The 1020-nt window shown below is 51.0% G+C and carries 1 protein-coding gene and 1 pseudogene; both read right to left on the reverse strand.

The features are described 5' to 3' along the window. Positions 1 to 658: uroporphyrinogen-III synthase (locus tag ACTHUR_RS11925; protein ID WP_440398713.1), on the reverse strand; the 658-nt coding region annotated here is incomplete at its 3' end. Between the two features lie 71 nt (positions 659 to 729). Next, positions 730 to 1020: pseudogene (locus ACTHUR_RS11930) on the reverse strand (ferredoxin--NADP reductase); the annotation flags it as partial.

Genomic DNA, 1020 nt, shown 5'->3' on the forward strand with positions numbered 1-1020 from the left:
GTTTGGCACCGACGATGCGAAGCGCATCGGCAATGCGAGGATGGTGGGTAAAGTATAGCAAGGATTCGAAGAATCGGGAAAATTGCGGCGGAATCTGATGGAAAAATTCGCGCGCGAGCTCGCCGGATGTAACGTAGGCGGCGGCGATGTCTTCAGTTTTAAAGTTCTGCCAATCGATGGCGTGTGGCCGTCTGAAATAGATTTCAGCGATGTTGATTTGGAAACCCAGTTCGGTCAGTTTGTCTGCTAGAAAATCACGGCCTCCATGGCCTCGAATGATTAGAACTCGGGCGTTGGGTGGTAGGTTTTTCCAAATAGGCATTCTCAAGACGGCTTCGCTGTCGTTACCATCTTCGGGAGAGAATACGGGATAGGGGGAGAATTGCGCCAAAGTATGTTGGCTGGTTTGGCCGACGGTAATGTGTACTTTAGGGCCGTCTGAAAAGGTCAGATACGGTACTGCAGTTTCAATAGTGGTCGGGCTGACCCAAAACACCACATCGGCTTGCTTGAATTGTTCGGGAAGTTTGTTTAGTGCCGAACGGTCTGCCTCTATTTCAATCGGACTCAATACCTGAGCCTGCCAACCGGCTGCATGGCAGGTTTGGATATCTTGCTGTGGACGGTTGGACGGACGGATGATGAGTAGAGTAGGCATAATGTGGGATAAATTATTAAGGTTTAGGCCGTCTGAAAGAAGGGTTTCAGACGGCCTGTTGCTGACGTACGTTATTGATCGACGAATGCGCGCTCAATCAGGTAGTCGCCGCGAACGCCGGTTTTCGGAGAAACGGTCAGGCCGAATTCGTCCAAGACGCTGCAGGTGTCTTTCAACATGGCAGGGCTGCCGCACAGCATGGCGCGGTCGTCTTGCGGATTGATTTTAGGCAGGCCGATGTCTTCGAAGAGTTTGCCGCTGCGCATCAAATCGGTCAGACGGCCTTGGTGTACATATTCTTCGCGTGAAACGATTGGATAGTAAATCAGTTTTTCTTTAACCAAGTCGCCCAGGTATTCGTG

Source organism: Neisseria sp. P0021.S007 (genome assembly GCF_051956855.1).